Origin of the sequence: Desulfoscipio sp. XC116 (assembly GCF_039851975.1) — a bacterium.
In the GTDB taxonomy this organism is placed as follows: Bacteria; Bacillota; Desulfotomaculia; order Desulfotomaculales; family Desulfallaceae; genus Sporotomaculum.
Map to the genome: position 1 here is coordinate 2,952,860 of NZ_CP156660.1, position 18,909 is coordinate 2,971,768.

Consider the following 18,909-nt stretch of genomic DNA (forward strand, 5'->3'; position numbering starts at 1 on the left):
TTTATGATAACCAATAAGAAAACCTTTACTTTGGGAATGCTGCTGTTGATTTCATTTGCGGCCATATTTGCCTGGATAATGTCCCCATCCTTTGGTAATGGCCGAAACGGACTGGAATATTCGGATGATATGTTCAACTCGCTTTCCAAAGGTTCGGCTTACTTTATCCAAGACGAAATGGAAAAGGCGAAAAATATGAGCGGTCATGAAATAAACGTGAATATCATGGCAGCCGACAGTATGGAAGCTGAAACCTGGAGTAAACTTTACACCGCCGCCGGAGCTGATATCAGCGTAAATAGCAATGAGATAGCTATTAGAGGCGATCTTGGCGCTATCTTCACTGCATCCATCAGAGACTGTGACGCCATGTACAACAACCAGGGCGATCAGGTTGCCAATAATTACGGCATAGACGCCCGAACCGCAGCCTATGGCTGGTACAGCTCATTCAAGGCGATAAGCGGCGCACTGGATAAACAGGAGATGTTCAAGGAATCAACTGCCATACAAAGCGTAATGAAAAAAGCAATGGAGCCTGCATACAATTATTATGGTATTGAACCGAAAAAGGTCGCGGACTATAAAGGAGTCGTTTTCTTACTGCTGGCTTTCTATCTGGTATATACCATGTGGTACGGATTTTCCATCTACTTCCTGGCTGACGGATTCGGCATTACCATGTCCAAGTCGGCTAAGAAGGTCGAAGCATAACGAAACCGGGCAAAGCCCGGTCCCCTCTCGCTACTTATCCTGCCGGCATAAATGCCGGCAGTTTTTTTATATCTATTTTATATATAACATTTTACGCATAACGATATCCGGAGGAAAAGTGCGCCAGATAAGTTGGGCCATCCATCTCCCAGTACCCCGCGGGAGGCTTGGAGTTATAACGAACCGCGGTCACGGAGATTTTTTGGTTGCTGACTACCAGAGAATTGCAGCACGTAATCTGCGCTTTCTCTCCGGGACCAATGATTTGATAATCTCCCTGGTATCCAACCTCATCAAATTTACATATATAGCAATCACCGGCATCAATTGTTGTTACGGAAGTCATGTTATAAAAATTTCTAATGGACGTGTTGGGTATCAAGGGGTAAGAAAAGTTGCCATGCCAAATGCGGGCCTGTCGTGAAGTGCATGGCGTTCTAAAAAAGCCATCCAATGATCTCAGTAATCGCTGGACTACGCCTGGTGTTCCCAACTCAATACCATGGTTACCTGTGTGAGATATACTTGACATTTTAACTCACCACCCTTACATATATGATAGCGTATTTTGAGATTTGCGAACTGTTTTAATGCCGAAAAGCAAATTTTGCGAACTAAAATCGCTATAATTATAGTCTAACGTTTCACAATGTACACCTGTTAAACATGAGCTTATTTAAAGCGATACGCATAGGATTAAGTTAATTGTGCAAATTTTTAAAATGCTTATTGTCTAATGTATATATTTTACCTTGTCACCACATTTTTTAGCAAGCTTTTTTTAAATAATACAAGCAGCCTAAAGGATTTTTATTTATTCAGTTATTACTTGTCATTATATTTTACCGTCTGCATATCATAACCTTTTTGGTCCTGACAATATCTCAACAAAGAAGGATTTCCACACTTTTATAGAGAATCATTTTATAGAGGATCATATTGTATGACATGAAAGACTAGAATAGAATATAATAGTTCATATATAATAGGACAAGTCATTGTCAAACCCCTACTCCGGCACAACAAGGAGGGTATCCATATGAACCTGCCTATGAGGCTTGCAGAAATTGCCCGGCTTTCACCGGGACAGGAGGCAATAGTTTTTAATAACCGCAGGATGACCTACGCTCAATTAGATACCCGGGTCAGCCAATTGGCCAGCGGCATGAAACAGCTTGGCATTAAAACGGGTGACCGGGTGCTGTTGGCTATGAAAAACTGTCCTGAATTTATCATTGCCTATTATGCTATTATGCGCATGAAAGGCATAGTAGTGCCAGTCAATCCCCAGTATACTATTAATGAAATGGGCGTAATCATCAAGGATTCTATGCCGACCGCTGTTATAACTTGTCCGGAAAGGAAAGAAGTATTCGATAAAATTAATCAATCCATAAATATTCCCGCCGGCATAATTGTTAACAGCTGTAACCCGGAAGACGACATTAAAACATACGGGCAAGTATGCGATCAGGGCACCAATGCCATTCAAGACGTAAAATACAGCCGTGAAGATGTAGCCGAAATTATGTATGTTGCCGGTCTAACCGGCAAACCCAAAGGGGTAATGCTTACCAACTATAATCTATACAGCAATGCATTGACATTTTCCCAAGTTTGCTCATTAGGTCCGTCAGATCGGGCTCTCCTAACAGCACCCGCCTACCATGCGGGGTCACAAACTTGTGTGATGAACAGTACCATTGTTTCGGGGGGCACCCTTGTAATACAAGAGGGGTGGAAAGGTGCGGAAGAAGTCTTAAGAAATATTGATGAAGAAAATATTACCTTCTTTTTCGGACCCCCTACAATGTACAGCCTACTGCTCAAGTACCCCGAGTTGGAAAAGTATAAAACGAGTTCACTTCGCATAGCGCTTTGTGGATCCGCCAGTATGCCAAAAGATCTTTATGAGTCACTGGTTTCAAGATTTAATATCTACCTTACCGAAGGTTATGGCTTAACCGAAACATCCCCGGTGGTAACGGTCAACTTTATAGATAAATCCGGTAAGAAGGGATCTATAGGCGAACCTATTCCCGGGGTGGAAGTAAAAATATTTGATTACGAAGACCGGGAGGTTCCACAAGGCCAGGTGGGCGAAATTGTTGTACGTGGTCCCAACGTAATGAAAGGTTATTTAAACAAGGAAGAGGAAACCCGCTGGGCACTGCGTAACGGTTGGTTTCACACCGGGGATCTGGCATATGCGGATCAGGACGGCTACCTGTACATTGTAGACCGCAAAAAAGATCTTATCATACGCGGAGGTATAAATATCAATCCCCGAGAGGTTGAAGAAGTGCTTTACGATCACCCGGGTATATTTGAAGTTGCCGTGGTGGGCGTACCGGACGCGGTAATGGGCGAAGAAGTACTGGCTTATGTAATGCCAAGAAGCAATCATGAATTGAGTGAAACGGAGATAAAAACATTTTGCAAAGATAAAATGGCGAATTATAAAATACCTCGCTATTTCCGCTTTGTAGATAATCTGCCCAAAACATCATCAGGCAAGCTAATGCGCAAAGAACTGCAAAGTTGGATTGCCAAGCAAAAACCTCCGGTATAAACCGGAGGTTTCATACTTAACGGGAAAGAGCCATTACCGGCTTAACCAGTTTACAGCGGGATCAAGCCATTTACACGGCATTATTTATACTCCCGCTTGGGGGCAGGTTTGTTTTTACCGTTTTCCCCCCATCCGCGCTTTTTCCCTACGCACTACCGCTAACACTATCCAATAATCTTTTTTAGCTATTGCATTTGAGCAGGTTTTTCCCCCACCTGCACGGTGATATACATCGCATTGCGTTCCCTAAACACCCGCAGCAGTAGCTTTTGTCCAATTTCAGCCTTTTTAATCTCCTCCGCCAGTTGCTCGGAGCTTGTAACAGACTTTTTATCTATCTCCAATATAACGTCACCCTGACGCAAACCGGACCCGGCGGCAGGACTGCCGGACACTACACCGACCACAACCACCCCTTCGGCATTTGCCAAACCCAAATAGTCTACCAAATCCGGTGTTAAGTCGTGCATTTGAATACCCAGCCACGGCCTGATTACCTTTCCTTTCTTCATTAGCTCATCAAGTACCTCATCCACCGTACTGGTTGGTATGGCAAAACCAATTCCCTGAGCCTGAGCCACCGCTGTATTAATACCGATTACTTCACCACGCAGGTCCAGCAGGGGACCACCGCTGTTGCCAGGGTTAATGGCGGCATCCGTTTGCAACAGATTTTTATAATACCGCCCCTCCACAGGTACCGGCCTGCCCTTTGCGCTAATTACGCCCACAGTAACCGTATGGTCAAAACCAAATGGGTTGCCAATAGCAATAACCCAATTACCAACTTTAATACCACTGGAGTTACCCATCTTTAAATAAGGCAAACTATTCCCGGCCTTTATTTTTAAAACCGCCAAATCAAGATCATAATCCGCACCGACCAAACTTGCAGTATACTCCTTATCACTATCTTGCATTAACACGGTTATTTTATCGGCGCCCGATATGACATGCTCATTAGTCAAGATGTAGCCGTCGGAAGAAATAATAAACCCCGATCCCATGCCACTCTCCCTATGCGGCTGCTGTCCGGGAGAACCAAAGAAATAACGGAAAAAAGGATCATTCCATAAAGGGTCATTACGCGTACCCTGACTTATTATTTCCACATTTATTTTAACAACAGCAGGCCCGGTATTTTTAACAATATCCGCTATAGTACCGGCGCTTACCCCCGGTGCAACCTGCTCGGCAGATGCATTATTGCCGGGCAAAATATTGGTGTTTTGGCCGCTGTCCCCTTTTATATCATTGACAAGCAGGCAGCCCCCGGCAAACATAATACCGGCAATAAACGCAGCCAGACCGATAAATAATAAGGACCGTCTGAATCCACCCAACACCCTGATACCCCCTCATATCTCGTTAGCTATTATAATACCAGATAAAAGACCTCTTTTCTATCTATCACTAACAAACCCGCCTATAACAACACACTCTTGTTCTCCATGACAGGGTAAGTAATGACAAATAATAGTGACAATTTTTCAAAAAACTATTGAACTAACTGACCGTAATGTGTTATTATGTTATACAAAAGTAAGTGCAAAGTGTATGGGTGTTGCAACATTGTATGAGAATTATTACACAATGAAAATAGTTGTCTCAGGAGAGAGACAACTATTACAAAGCACATTCTGAAAAGCTGGAAAATTGCTATATTAAATTACCGTACGTTGTTCCTTAAACAAGCCGATAGCGTTTAAAATTGCCTCTTGGGGTTGGGATATATTGGTCATTGATTTAAATTCTTGATCACCCAATTGATTGATAACAACTTTAATGTCTTCAAGCAACAGCAACGCTTGGCGTGTATCCAAGGATAATCCGGACTGGCGAATTAATATTTCCATAGTTTTTTCCAACATGGCAGCCAAAACACAAATAAATATATTGGCCGACACCTTGAGTTCAGCATAAAGCAAATTGGGCCAAGGTTCAAAGTTTTCTATTTCACGCAATGATTCACCTAAAAGAGTAAGACTTGTGTAAGCTTTTAGTATTTCCTGTCCCCTGAGAAAGTCGTTATTTGTTTCCAGGAGAAAGGCTCCAACCAGGTCAGTATCATAGTCAAGCAAGTCATCTCTTCGCCGGTAATTAAATTCCATGGTTGATTCATTGTAATGCCATTCAAAATATTTACGGCAGTAACTATCTTTAAAAACAGGCAGGTTTCTATTAAATACAGACTTGTTTTTTGTACCACGCCTATCACATACTGTTTTTTTAATAGACTTTAATTCATTCTCTATATCATGAAGTCGCTCACTGAGCAATGCTTTCATCTGCTCTGATACCATAGGGTTACTACACAACAAATAACGAGTGTCGCCATCTCTTAATTCTTTAAACCATAAGTCTTCAGCAAGTTCCTGAAATTCATGCCTGTTAGCACACCACTCATGGGTAAACAATTCGCGATATTGCTTAGTAATAAACTTACTGCCTATAATATAATCGTAATTATGTGCAACTAAAATCTCCAGAGCAGGATTATTTATAACGTTGCGTTCACCAATAAAAATACATTTATCTATACCAAAGCTTCCCTTTAGATAATTTACCACCTCTTTAAGTTCCCGGTCTTCAGACGTTTCCCGCAGAATGCGATGCCCTAAAGGCATACCGTCCCGGCTAACAAGTAATCCAAAGTCAACCTTCTGATACTCCCCAGGCTCTCCAAGCATATACATCCCATAGGATGTTAGGTTTAATTCCTCTCGCGGCGCCGGTTCAATCATCCCTGTGGTAAGCCGACAAAAAGCAAGATCGGTATTAATATGCATTAGAGAAGTTAACCTTTTAAATATAGCCCTTTCCAACTCCTCCTTACAATCAGCAACCACGTCCAGGGCCCGGTAAAAATGATGAGCAGACAATTCCACATCTGACAGCAATGGCATATACAAACATTTATACCAATCACTAATAGCCTGTTTGTGCTGCGGTTTAATAATCTGGTTAATGGCCATTAATTCAACCAACAAAGGCAGCAACGGAGCAACATCTTTGCCCACAGCGGCAATATCTTCTATAACTTTTTCCATCCCCAGCAACTTCCATATTTTATGTATTGCCAGGACTTCTCCATAACGTAAAATTTTTTTAGTCTCCAAGTTATTGGATTGACGTTCATCAATACCACAAATTTTAGACAGGCCGGCAATCAACCCACTGACTTTGTCCGGCGTTAATTTATCCATACTGCCAAGATTGGCTACCACCCGCTGTTTTACTTTATCGCCTTCCCTGTAATTTTCTATTAATTTCAGGTAGGTATATTCTCTACCGTTACTCCGGCTTGTTATTTTCCGGAAAAACATTAGAATCACCACCTTTATAAATAAAATATAACCGGTACTAATGCCTAATCAGACAATTCCTTCAGTAATTATTCGACAACCCAATAGTTGTTGAGCAATTAACTTAGCAATGTGGTTTTCACCACTTTTGCACACTACCTTTCGTACCTCTCGCTACGTTCTCCATGGGAAAACATTATATCTATTTAAAACTACTATAGCACATCAACAGCGTTTGTGCAATATTTCACCATCTATATTTAAATAGTCATAAAAGTCAGAAACGTTTGGCCAAATGTGTTTAACCTAAATATTGTCACTCATTTTCACCAAATGCCTAGTATATGCCACCATATACCCGCCAGGACAGCTACTGAGAGAATAACTGATAATATAAACAAAAGACTGCCGGCTTTTAAAAAATCTGCGGCCTTCAAAAAACCCGGCCCATAGACAATAGCATTAGCGGGAGTTGCAATAACCAACAGAAAAGAAAAAGCCGACCCCAGTGACGTAGCTACGCCGATGGCAGCAGGAGAAGTGCCGGTCAATTCCGCCGCTTTTATAAACACAGGTCCCAAGAAGGCCACCGTAGGACCATCAGCCATGGTATTAGTTGCCAATGCCGTTATCGTAGTCGTAGCGGCTAAAAGCGGCAACCCTTTGGTCACCCCAAAGGCAGCCGCAGCGGCCAATAGTTGTTTAGCCAGCCAGGCTGCCGCACCGGTGGCTACCAACATTTTGCCCATGGATATAGCACCTGCATAAAGAAGCACTACACCCCACTGAGTTCTCTGCTGCAAGTAACTCCAATCCACCAAACCTAAAATTGCCGCGGCAATAATGCCTATCATGGCTATATTGCCTACTCCGAACTGGCGGCTAAATAATACCCAGCCAACTACCACCGCTAAAAATATAGACAGGGCAAGTTTAGCTTTAACCGTCATTGGACCGTCAGCATCCATTTCCTGTTGAATCCTTTCCAATACTTCCTTTAAATCATTCACTTCAGGCTTAAACAATTTCAATAACCAATAACTAACTACAGGAATCATGAGCAAAGTAAAAGGAAAGGCCATCAACATCCACTGACCGTAACCCAGGTTAACCCCCAAACTATTCAAATAGCTAAGCATAAGAGCATTACGGGCTCCGCCGGATGGAGTAGCCACTCCGCCAATAATCACCCCGTAAGCAATGGCCAGCATCATAAGCTTACCAAGCTTAGGTACCTTTTTGATACCCCCGCTAAGAGATACAACACCAACACCGATGGGCAACATTATTGTTACCGTGGCATGCTCGGTAATAAACCCTGCGCTTAAAGCGCAGAAGGCAACCATGCCTAATACCACCCGGTCAATACGCGTACCGGATATCTTAAGCATATACATGGCTATCTTACTGTGTATATTATATTTAACCAGCATAGCCCCCATCATCAGTACACCCATGATGAAGACAATGGCGTCATCCATAAAAGTACGCGGAACATCTTGATATCCACCGATACCCGAGATAATCTGAAAGGATCCGATGATCATCGCCGTCATAGGAAGGGGAATAGCCTCAGTCAAGAAACAAACCACTACAAAGACCCACAGGCCAATAGCATATTTCCCATTATCGGAAAGGCCATCCGGGGTGGGCATGAAGCAAATAAAGCCAAGCATCATTACCGCCAGTATAAGCCACTTACGATCATCAAAATGACGCCTTGGACTACCGTATGTGGACACCTTATCAACACCGGGTGGCTTGTCTTTATGTTTTAAATCCTGCAAATCAATGACTTTGCGTGTAGTCATATGTCCCCCCATTTGTTAATATAGAACGGACATGATGTGAATTAATTATCTTTTTATTATACTTCAACCGGGGCGAAAAAAACAGCACCCTTTATTTCGTAAAAGGTGCACGCGACAGCTTATATATGTAAAAGAACCTATTTTATTTGCAATAACAGTTCCGCAAAAATATCATTTTTTACATGTGAAATATTGCACTAAATTAGCTCTTAGTATATAATAGCTATTAAATATATACACTTAAAATGCAGGTATCAAAATATCATTATTATACCATTAAGGGGGTGTTAAATAATAAAATTGCTTCGGGAAGCGGCTTTAACCTGGCCCCCACCCGGTCAAAGCCCGCTTCCCTAAAATTAGAAACCTTCAACTGCTATGTCTCAACCGAATTAACCCCCGCACCCCACCATAACAAAGCGGGTATAAGAGAAATTGTCACCAAATTTACTTTTAAATTAGTACCAATGCCTTTGTTAATGATATCACAATTAAAGCCCTTTGACAATAATCTTATGAATTTTTTTGTCACTACTTTTAAAGTCGCAATATATCCATCAGGTATAAATTAAAGGGAGGGATTTAACATGGTAAATCCTTGTGAAAGAAAAATACACAACATTATGATTCCAATATATGATTACCCTACAGTATCAGCCCGGGCAACTCTCAAGGATGCCGTCCAGGTACTGATGAATGCGTATACCTTACAAAAAAATAAGCCCCGAACAGGTCGCCAATGCGTTTTCGTTGTGAAAAACAATGAACTGGTCGGCACATTTGGCATTGCGGAATTACTTTCGGCAATCGAACCCTCTCACTTAAAGGGAACTATATTTGGCGGCACAAAGCCTTACAACGTCTGGGCTAAAGCTCTCTTTTGGGAGGGCCTGCTCACCGAGCGTTGTGTGGAAGCTACCAACAAGAAGGTTATCGACTATATGCGAGCCATGGACAATTTTGTTGACGTTAAAGATACTCTGCTTAAGGCAGCTTATCTTATGATCCAAAACAATATCGATGAGGTAGCGGTGAAGAATAAAGAGCGTATTGTAGGTATGGTGCGAAGAGCGGATTTGTTTTATGAAATATCCCGGCTGATTACCACAGCGGAAGTCTCTGGTGCGCCATATGTGGGCAACCTGGCCCTTGATGCGAAGCAAATGTAATGAGGTATGCTATTGAACTATTAAGGCACCTCCATTGAGGTGCCTTAATAAACTTTAAACTGATTTTAAATCCGATCCCTTTTGTTCCTTCTTGACCGCTTGTTTTTCAAGCGCCTTGTTAATAGGCATAGCGGCAAGTGCAACCAGTAAGCCGAAACCCAATGTTGCAATAATGGTTATCGCTTCGGGGTAAATATGCCATAACAACATGTAAGCGCTGCACAGCACCAACGACACCAACATCAGGGGAAAAGCCACCACTAAATATTTCATAAAGGTTATAGCGACACCCCGTTTTTCCGCCATGCCGATCACCACAACGTTGGCGGAAGCGCCTATGATTGTGCCGTTCCCACCCAGGCAGGCACCCAGAGACAGTGACCACCAGAACAAATTCAGAGCGGTGGGATCGGTTACACCCATTAAATTCCCCATATCATGAATCATGGGAATCATGGTAGCAACAAAGGGGATATTATCCACAAAGGCAGATGCTATACCCGAGAGCCATAGTATCAGCATAGAAGTGGGAATCCAGGCACCGCCGGTTATATCCATAGCGGCAGCGGCCACTGCCGCAATAACTCCTGTTTTAACAAGACCGCCCACCAGCACGAATAGACCAATGAAGAAGAATATTACGGGCCACTCCACAGCATGCAGCGCATGTTCCGGATCCTCACGGCTGATCAGAAGCAGCAAGCTGGCGCCGGTCAGGGCTATTACCGAAGACTCCAAATGTACGTATTGGTGCAGAACAAAACCGGTTATGGTAAGCGCCAGCACAATCAGACATTTACGCAGTAATTGCATATCTTTAAGTTCATCGTACTCGTTTAATTCCATTATCTTAGCCTGCCGTTCCGGGTCGGCCACCAGTTGAGACCGGTATATTAAACGCATCAGGGTCAGGGTAACCACATACACAACTACGATAACAGGGGTAAGATTAATGATAAAGTCCATGAAACCCAGATGGGTTGCACTGCCAATCATAATGTTGGGCGGGTCACCGATTAAAGTGGCGGTGCCACCTATATTGGAGGCAAATATTTCAGCAATTAGTATCGGCATGGGATTTATTTTAAGTTTCTGGGCAATGGCAAACGTAACCGGTACTATAAGCAGTACGGTGGTGACATTATCAAGGAAAGCAGATAAAACCGCGGTAACCAGTGAAAGTGCCGCCATGATTTTCAGCGGCTCGCCCTTAGAGTTTTTGGCCGCTTTAATAGCCAAAAACTCGAAAACACCTGTCTGGCGCGTAATGCCTACGATGATCATCATACCCACCAACAAACCAATGGTGTTAAAATCAATATGTTGTACCGCTTCTTCAGGGCTCAAAATTTTAGTTACAGCAATTAGGGCCGCACCCACCAGGGCGATAACAGCCCGGTGTATTTTCTCTGACACTATTATGGCATAGGTAATTAAAAATATCGCAGTAGCGAAATAAATTTGCAAATGCTCCGGCAAGTCTCTTCCCCCTTTGTCAGCAGTGTAATGTAATATAATTATGCTAGCCTCATATATTTCAATAGCCAAATTATAATACTTTCATTTTACCCCACCTCCGGCGAACTAACTTGTCGGTAATTGCGTTTATGTATCGAAAAAACCACTCACAAAACATGACCGCTAGCAGATCACTATACAGATCGTTGTGAAATATATTACTATTACCCGCAAAAAAAAATCTTAAACAACTAGATTAGTATTTAGTTTTGTCACTACCATATTAAATACATAACTAATTTTAACATAACCCTGCCGCCGGTTCAATTCTGTTTTTTCAAAAATACAAAATACTTTAAATTTATTTTTGTTTTTGTCACCTTCTGCCTGTGCTTGACAATAAGTTAAGCTCCCTTCTTATTTGAAGGGAGCTTAACAGCTATTGTCAATGCATAAATCATTATTATCTCACTCCATAAGGAGCCAGAGCAGCATATGGCGATACAATGTTATATTTAAGCGCCCAGGCATCGGTCGGTAAATCAAAGGCTATGGCCATTAATTGAGTAAAAAATAAAATCGGCATATTAAAATTGGTTCCACGCAGCTGGTTGACTCGTTGCTGATACGCATCCAGATTCATCTGGCACATCGGGCAGGGAGTAACGATAACCTGCGCCCCACCCTGGGCCGCCGAATCGAAAAGCCTGTGGATACTGTCAACAACTATATCAGTTCCGGCTAAAGCGTGAGAACTGCCACAGCAACGAGTTCTCATGGGAAAAGCGGTGGCTTCCGCCCCCATGGACTCTATTAATCGATCAAACATCACGGGGTATTCCGGATCGTCAAACTCGTACGGAATAGCCCGTACTGTTTGACAACCTACATATCCGGCCACTTTAAGCCCTTTAAGCGAGCGCTTGATTCTTTTAGTAATTCTTTCAAAACCCACATCACTGATAACCACTTCCAGGAACTGGCGCACCCGCAGCGTACCGTTATACTGGTAACCGCCCGCGGCCAGCGCCTCATTGGCCATAGCCTTAAAGTGCTCATCTTCCTTAAAACGTTTATTTGTACGGGCCAGGCTCAGATAACATGAACTGCAACCGGTCACCACATCCTGCCCCTTAGGCTCAGCTATGGCTAAATTACGCCCGGTCATCACCTGCTGGGTAAAGTCCCCCACTACACCGGAGGCCACTGTCGCACCACAGCAGTTCCAATCGGGTATTTCCTCCAATTGCAGATCAAGAGCATGCGCTACAGCCTCAGTTGATTTTAAATTGGCTTGAGCCGTTGCCTCCATGGAACAACCGGGATAAAAGCTGTATTTCATTATCTGGCCTCCTTCCCGCTAAGTTCCCGAGCTTTACGAATAATTTTTTTCAAGTTGCCCAAATCCTTAACTTTTTTAGGCGGCAGTAAAGGTAACCGGCGATGTTTGAGCATATTGATACCCACGTCTCTCAATGCCATATACTTTAGCACTTCGTCTAAGCCACGGAACAAGAAATAGCGGGCTGTTATACCACCCTCAAAGGACTTGCCGCGACCAGCCACTTCCGCCCAAAAAGCTTTATAGAAAGCAGCCTGGGGGTAATCGCCATACCCGTTATCCAAGGCATACTTTTTAAGATCGTGCATTACATCAACCAGGGGAACCCCCCTGGGACAGCGCACCAGGCAGGTGCAGCATGAAGTACAATACCAAAATGTATTGGCTTGCATAACCTCGTCTTTTTTGCCAAGCTTAATTAAATTAAACAACCTTCTTGGTGAATAATCCATAATATCTCGAGTTGCGCACGATATGGCACACATACCGCACTGCATGCATTGCTTAATATAACTACCATTTTCTAAACTATATATCTCCCGGGCAAATTTCAAATCATATTTTACCTTTTCAGGTAATTTATTTGTTTGCTCCATAAAAGAACATGCTCCTTTTCTATTTTTTAAAGGAGTGCAGGACGGCCTTTAATGGCCGCCCTTTCTATCTATTTCAGTGCTAATAAACCAGAGGTGCATTATTGCCTACTGAAAATCCTTCATTGGGTTGGGCCCTAATTCTTCAAGCTCAGCGGCAAAATCATCCAACATTGCGGGAATCTTGTCGTAATCCATAATATTCACCGTGGTAGCCCGTACCCGCTCGGATTCCAAACCAAGCCTGTTTAATGTCTCAGATATCTTGGAAAGACGAATTTCAGCAAGTTCACTACCCTTCATAAAGTGACACTGATAATCATCGCCGTGTTTGCAGCCTAATAACATAACGCCGTCAAAGCCCTTGGCCATGGCATCGTTAACCCATACCAGGTTCAGTGAACCCAGGCAGCGCACAGGTATAATCCGCACCCAGGGGTTGTACTGGATGTGATTGATACCGGCCATATCCAGAGCGGGAATAGCATCGTTTTCACAGGCAAATATAAGAATCCTCGGTTTTTCATCGGCTTCCTCGGGAACTTCAACAGCTTTGACCATATTGCCGATCATCGGCACCGAGTAGTTTTTAAAGGATATAATCCGCTCAGGGCAGGCGCCCATGCATGTCCCGCACCTTCTGCAGCGGGTGGGATTAGGCAGTGGATTACCCTTGGCGTCTTCATTAATGGCTCCAAAGGGACATTCTTCCGTGCAGCGTTTGCACTGGGTACAGCGGTTCATATTAAATTCAGGGAAAGACATATCGCCGGAACGTGGGTGCACCGCTTCCCCTTTAATGGTGGATTCAATACACTGGATAGCTTTGAGAGCGGCACCGGTGGCATCTTCCACAGCCGAAAGCATATCCATGGGAGCCCTTACCACACCGGCAGCGTAAATACCGGTACGTCTGGTTTCATATGGGAAGCAAATATAGTGTGAATCTGGAAAACCATATTTAAGCGCCGGCAGTTCCGGACCTTGCCGGTATTCAAGGTTCAACAAATTGGACTTGACAACAGGAGGCACTGTCGCCTTGGGCTCATCAGATGCCGCAGCGGCTTCCTCCTCGGCTTCCTGTTCAACCAGATCGCCAAGCGCGGCGGTGGGAACCATACCGTTGGCCAGCACCACCAGGTCAAACTCATCAGCTTCAGATTTTGTGCCCATAGTATGGTCATCCGCTTCAATAGTCAACTGACCGTCGCTTTCACTAATGTCAGTAACATCGCCCTTAATAAAAATAACGCCTTCCTGCTGAGCTCTTTTATAAAAGTGCTCGTACTGGCCATTGGAACGGATATCCTTATAGTAAACGTATACATTAGCTTCTTCGTTCTTTTCTTTTACGTATAAGGCTTGTTTAATTGATTCAATACAGCAGGCGGCTGAACAATACGGCAGATGCTCCTGGTCCCTGGAGCCGGCGCACTGGATAAAAGCCACTTTATTGGCTTCCATCTTGCCCGCGGCAACCATCTCTTCAAACATAGACTGAGTGATCACATTTCCATACTTGCCAAAGCCCAGGTGGCCCAATTTCTCGGGTTCATACGGCTTAGCACCGGTGGCTAGAACAATAGCACCCACTCTTTCTTCAATGTCAGTGCCATTTTGGGCAATGGTGACATCAAACATACCGGGCCCCCCGGCTGTTTTGGCTATAACAGCCGATGTATAAACCTTGACACCGGCGTCTTCTGCCGCCTTAATCAAAGCGGGAATGCTATTTTCTTCTAATTCGGTAAAGGGAGGCTTCATGGGTACTTGCTTATACATTTTGCCTACATAGCCACCCAACACAGCTTCCTTTTCCACCAACACTGTTTTATATCCGGCTCTGGCCGACTCCAACGCGGCTGTCAGTCCGGTAAATCCGCCACCGATTACCAAAACAGTACTGGATAAATTCTCGCCGATAAACGGTTCCGGGATATTCAAGTTTTTAAGCTTGGCCAGAGACATGCGCACATAATCTTCGGCCAACATTTGGGTATCTTCGTCATCGCCGGTATGAGACCAGGCAACCTGTTCCCGCAGATTCACTCTTTCCACTATTTTGTCAGATCCAAAATTAAATACATCTGTGTTAACCCTGGAAGAGCAGCCTGCTACAACAACTGTATTGACACCCTCCTCGGCAATGTCCTTCTTAATTAATTCAAGGCCGTTTTTTCCGCAAAGGAAAGCATCACTTTTGCATATATCGGCTTTATATTCCTTAGATGCCACCTTTGACAGCGCATCTATATCCAGGGCATCACCAATTCCGCATCCTGAACAAATATATACGGCTATCTTTTTTTCCATTACTGTTGCCCCCTCACCGTAGATTGGATCGCCTTAAGTGCTGTAGCTGTGGCATCTCTTACAGCTGAGGCAACGTCCAACGGATTTTTGACGCATCCGGCGGCATAGATACCAGGCTGCGAACCGGATATCACAAAGCCGTCCTCGTCATAAGCCATATCGGCGGGCACCATGGACTTAGCAGTGGCAGGCGCCATGCCGGTGGCCAGCACTACCATGTCATAAGCTCTTTCTTCAATTTTTTGTTCAATCTGGTTTTCGGCCACAACAATCAATTGTTTGGTTGACGAATCCTCTTTGATCTCACCGGCCTTACCCTTGATAAATTGAACGTTGGCCTCCCGCTCCACCTTGGTATAGAAGTCTTCATACTTGCCCCGCGCTCTGATATCAATGTAATAGATATAGATTTCCGCCTCGGGGTATTGTTCCCGCACATAAGTTGCTTGTTTTAAAGAAGCCAGGCAACACACGGAAGAGCATGCTTTTAAATGATTTTCATCCCGGGAACCGGCACATTGAATAAAAGCAATGCTCTTAATTTCCTTACCGTCGGAAGGACGTACAATCTTGCCGCCGGTCGGCCCGTTAACAGCAGCCAATCTTTCCATCATTACATTAGTAATAACATTGTCATAACAGCCAAAACCATAATAGCTGAGTTTGGTCGCGTCATAGGCATCCCAACCGGTTGCCCACACAATAGCGCCCACATTTAAGTTAATTGTCTTGGGCTGCATGCTTAAATCAATGGCATCATATACGCAGGCATTGACACATTTACCGCACTCCGCCCCCTGACATGCATCCATATCAATAACATATTTCATGGGGAAAGCAAATTGATGCGGCAGGTAAACAGCCTTAGTCTTATCCATACCATAGTTAAAGTCATTAGGCCTTTGAGCGGGACAGACATCAGCACACTGATTGCAACCGGTACAATTTTCGTTAACATAACGCGGGTTTATTTTTACGGTAACATCAAAGTTGCCTTCCTGTCCGGAAATACTTTCAACTTCCGCCATGGTAAAGAAGTTAACCCGCGGGTTCTTTTTAATCCGCTGAAAGTTGATTTCCAAACCACAGTTAGGCGGACACAGTTTGGGGAAATACTGGTTTACCTGAGCTACCTTACCGCCAAGATACGGCTTTTTCTCCACAATGTATACTTGCTGGCCTGTTTCAGCGGCTTCCAGGGCCGCGGTTATACCGCTTATGCCCCCCCCTACCACTAATATACTTTTATTTGCCATATTTTATCACCACGCCATTTCTCCCCTGTTTGTATTTATCCATAATCATTTAAAACTATTGTGATTTTTTTCTTACAGCCACCGGGAATGAAAAAAAACTCCAGGCGGCCTGTAAGGACGCCTGGCAAAATAATAAATCCGTTAAAAATTCGCCCAGTCCCTACAGCATTACACAGCCAGGGCTGCAACCATAACTGTTCATTGTGCATCCTTTTTCATTGTTACAGCGCAAAAAGCCCGCGGCCATCGGCTACGGGCCCTCTTTGCGCCGTGGATGGCACATGCGAAGAGTACATGATCTCCCCGGGACATGGGTAAGATCAGTTATTTTCAATAGGGACATGCATTCATCTCCGGGACATTACTATATCTTGGGATATACCTCTAAAGAGGTATATCCCTTTACTTACTGGAATTGTGTCCCTTTGATTTTCTTGAAGGTGTGTCCCTTTTACGCTAATTAGTCAAACAAACGGATAACGGGCTTCTTAAACACATCCCACTGTGCAGTGGCGGGATCCCACTTGAGGTTTACAAAACACAGCCAGTTTTCTTCATCCATCTTCGGAGCATCAGCACGGAAGTAGTAACCGGGCCAACGAGTCTCTTCACGGAACAGCACTGTGCGCACGTGAGATTCGGCTTGCCACATACGGTGGATATTTTCCCAGCATCTCATAAGTTCATGCAGGTCGGCAGCAGCCAGTTTATCGGAGTCTTCCTTCATGAATTCAAGCAGTTCCATAGCCCTGTCGAGACTAGGCTTGTTGGTACTGAAATTCGCGGTCACACCACCGACATACTCATCCATCAATTTCTGCAGGCGGAACATGAACATCTTGGGCTTAATATAAGCCGGGTTGACTTCGGGGTCAGTGGTGAAGTTTTTATTGGCTTCAAAAACTTCCAGCGGCTTGTAAGTAGCGGCTTTCAGTTCTTCCACCTTGGCGGCGTCAACATTGGGCTGAGCGTTGTTTTCCGTAATGAACTTAACGGCGGCCTTGGCAGCAATTCTGCCCTCAGCGTGGGAACCGGAGGAAAACTTGTGGCTGGAAGCGCCGGAAGCATCACCGGCAGCGAACAGACCCTTGACCGTGGTCATGTTGGCATAACCCCAGAAATACTCAGCCGGAGCAATGTCTTCGGGACCGGATACCCATGCGCCGGATGCGCCGGAGTGGGAACCAATGAAGTAAGGCTCGGCGGCTGCAATCTCGGAGGATTTTTCTTCCGGAGCAGTGTTGGTGGCAGCCCACAACAGAGCCTGTGCAATGGTCATATCAAGGAAATCTTCCCAAGCTTCGGATTCCAGTTCCTTCATTTTCTTCTTGAAGGCCTTGGGATCGTCTTTATAAGCATCAGCCAGCTTGCCAATAGCTTCGTTGGTCATCATAAGCAGAGGGCCTTTGCCTTCGCTTACATCCAGCATGCCGAGATAGTTGCGCAGGTTGGCCGGAATCGGCTTCACCAAGCCATAAGGAGCCCAGTTTTGCAGTTCTTCGCGGCGCTCTACCATATATTCGCCACCGATAGCACTGATAGCTCTGGATTTGAAGAGCAGGAACCAAGCACCAACCGGGCCGTAAGCATCTTTAAAGCGGACCGGGATGAAACGTACTTCCTGACAGGTCATTTCAGCACCGGCACGAATGGTAAAGTATGCGCTGGAACCAGTGGAGAACGGGGGATACCAGGAACGGCCAAGACCTTCACCGGTGGAACGGGGCTTAAACACGCCTACGGCACCGCCCATGGCTGCCAAAACGGCTTTAGCCTTAAATACATAAAATTTATTTTCGCGAACGCTGAAGCCCACGGCGCCGGCAATTCTATCGCCGTCCAGCAAAGGCTCGATTACGAATACGCGCTCGTAAATATTATCCATGCCCAGAGCATTCTTAGCAGCTTCAGCAACGATAACCTTGTAAGATTCACCGTTGATCATGATCTGCCAGCGGCCTTCATTTACATAGTCGCCATCGTCATTTTTCCAAATGGGCAGACCCCATTTTTCAAACAGGTGCACAGTACCGTCAACGTGGCGGGCAATGTTATAAACGAGGTCGTCACGGGCAATGCCCATAAGGTCGTTTTTAACGTATTCCACATACTGCTCAACAGTATTTTTACCTTTGCCTACACCAAGGTACTGGTTAATAGCGGACAAACCCATAGCCACGGCACCGGAGCGATCCAACGCCGCCTTGTCAACCAGGGTAACTTTCAAGCCGCTTTTTTTGGCCCAGTAAGCTGCTTCCACAGCTGCCCCGCAGGCTGCCATACCGCCGCCCACAATCAGAAGGTCAGTGGTAACTTCAACAGTTTCAAAATTCATCGGCATTTATATTTAACCTCCTCCGTAAAGTTCTCTTAGAT

13 protein-coding genes are annotated in these 18,909 nt (G+C 44.5%); 3 read left to right on the plus strand and 10 right to left on the minus strand.

Features of this window, described 5'->3' with window-relative positions; genetic code table 11:
• Nucleotides 1–3 precede the first annotated feature (3 nt).
• Entirely contained in the window at nt 4–714 is a 711-nt protein-coding gene (locus ABDB91_RS14160; RefSeq protein ID WP_347488354.1) for a hypothetical protein, read from the plus strand.
• A 91-nt stretch (nt 715–805) separates the two neighbouring features.
• Here ABDB91_RS14160 and ABDB91_RS14165 read toward each other — a convergent pair whose 3' ends face one another.
• The gene (locus ABDB91_RS14165) at nt 806–1,246 is read right to left on the minus strand and encodes a hypothetical protein (protein ID WP_347488355.1); all 441 of its coding nucleotides are present in this window, start codon (nt 1,244–1,246) and stop codon (nt 806–808) included.
• Nucleotides 1,247–1,753: 507 nt separating this feature from the next.
• Here ABDB91_RS14165 and ABDB91_RS14170 point away from each other — a divergent pair.
• Nucleotides 1,754–3,286, plus strand: coding sequence for a long-chain-fatty-acid--CoA ligase (locus tag ABDB91_RS14170; protein ID WP_347488356.1), 1,533 nt, complete (start codon nt 1,754–1,756; stop codon nt 3,284–3,286).
• A 185-nt stretch (nt 3,287–3,471) separates the two neighbouring features.
• Here ABDB91_RS14170 and ABDB91_RS14175 read toward each other — a convergent pair whose 3' ends face one another.
• The 3 genes from ABDB91_RS14175 to ABDB91_RS14185 form a co-directional block, all read right to left on the minus strand.
• The gene (locus tag ABDB91_RS14175; RefSeq protein WP_347488357.1) at nt 3,472–4,632 is read right to left on the minus strand and encodes a trypsin-like peptidase domain-containing protein; all 1,161 of its coding nucleotides are present in this window, start codon (nt 4,630–4,632) and stop codon (nt 3,472–3,474) included.
• 318 nt (nt 4,633–4,950) lie between these two features.
• Complete coding sequence (locus ABDB91_RS14180) at nt 4,951–6,612, minus strand: hypothetical protein (protein ID WP_347488358.1); 1,662 nt, start codon at nt 6,610–6,612, stop codon at nt 4,951–4,953.
• Between the two features lie 305 nt (nt 6,613–6,917).
• Nucleotides 6,918–8,402 (minus strand): DASS family sodium-coupled anion symporter, encoded by a 1,485-nt coding sequence (locus tag ABDB91_RS14185; protein ID WP_347488359.1) that lies wholly within the window; start codon nt 8,400–8,402, stop codon nt 6,918–6,920.
• Nucleotides 8,403–8,989: 587 nt separating this feature from the next.
• Between ABDB91_RS14185 and ABDB91_RS14190 the strand changes: the two genes are divergently transcribed.
• Nucleotides 8,990–9,571 (plus strand): CBS domain-containing protein, encoded by a 582-nt coding sequence (locus tag ABDB91_RS14190; RefSeq protein WP_347488360.1) that lies wholly within the window; start codon nt 8,990–8,992, stop codon nt 9,569–9,571.
• Nucleotides 9,572–9,625: 54 nt separating this feature from the next.
• Here the strand turns inward: ABDB91_RS14190 and ABDB91_RS14195 are convergent, their stop codons facing one another.
• From ABDB91_RS14195 to aprA, 6 genes are all read right to left on the minus strand, one after another.
• Complete coding sequence (locus ABDB91_RS14195; RefSeq protein WP_347488361.1) at nt 9,626–11,050, minus strand: ArsB/NhaD family transporter; 1,425 nt, start codon at nt 11,048–11,050, stop codon at nt 9,626–9,628.
• A gap of 442 nt (nt 11,051–11,492) precedes the next feature.
• Entirely contained in the window at nt 11,493–12,371 is an 879-nt protein-coding gene (locus ABDB91_RS14200; RefSeq protein ID WP_347488362.1) for a CoB--CoM heterodisulfide reductase iron-sulfur subunit B family protein, read from the minus strand.
• Entirely contained in the window at nt 12,371–12,967 is a 597-nt protein-coding gene (locus ABDB91_RS14205; RefSeq protein ID WP_347488363.1) for a 4Fe-4S dicluster domain-containing protein, read from the minus strand. The genes ABDB91_RS14200 and ABDB91_RS14205 overlap by 1 nt, the downstream gene beginning before the upstream one ends.
• A 105-nt stretch (nt 12,968–13,072) precedes the next feature.
• Nucleotides 13,073–15,277, minus strand: coding sequence for an FAD-dependent oxidoreductase (locus ABDB91_RS14210; protein ID WP_347488364.1), 2,205 nt, complete (start codon nt 15,275–15,277; stop codon nt 13,073–13,075).
• Complete coding sequence (locus ABDB91_RS14215) at nt 15,277–16,533, minus strand: CoB--CoM heterodisulfide reductase iron-sulfur subunit A family protein (RefSeq protein WP_347488365.1); 1,257 nt, start codon at nt 16,531–16,533, stop codon at nt 15,277–15,279. The genes ABDB91_RS14210 and ABDB91_RS14215 overlap by 1 nt, the downstream gene beginning before the upstream one ends.
• 460 nt (nt 16,534–16,993) lie before the next feature.
• A complete protein-coding gene (aprA, locus tag ABDB91_RS14220) occupies nt 16,994–18,874 on the minus strand; it encodes an adenylyl-sulfate reductase subunit alpha (protein ID WP_347488366.1) in 1,881 nt (626 codons plus the stop codon).
• Nucleotides 18,875–18,909 lie beyond the last annotated feature (35 nt).